This window comes from Psychrobacter proteolyticus, assembly GCF_038155145.1.
Classification (GTDB): Bacteria; Pseudomonadota; Gammaproteobacteria; order Pseudomonadales; family Moraxellaceae; genus Psychrobacter; species Psychrobacter proteolyticus_B.
Window position 1 is genome coordinate 1 of the sequence record NZ_JBAKAY010000239.1, and the last position, 209, is coordinate 209.

Sequence of the window (209 nt, forward strand, 5' to 3'; positions counted from 1 at the left end):
CTTAGCGATGCTGGTACTACCAACAGTCTCGCCAGTTTGTCCATTGTCTTCTTGGTCATTCTCATAACTGAAGTCGACATGGTCAAATACGATACGCCCGTCCGTGCCGGCCAGCGCTGGCGCGGCAGGGTTATCAATAATTGTCTGCGGTGCTGACAACGTACGCCTACCATCTTGAACTGTACCGATAATCTCAAACAAACTGGCCG

1 pseudogene is annotated in these 209 nt (G+C 51.2%); it reads right to left on the minus strand.

The annotated features are described in order from the left end of the window. Window positions 1-209, minus strand: a pseudogene (locus tag V6252_RS13680) (multidrug ABC transporter ATP-binding protein); the annotation flags it as partial.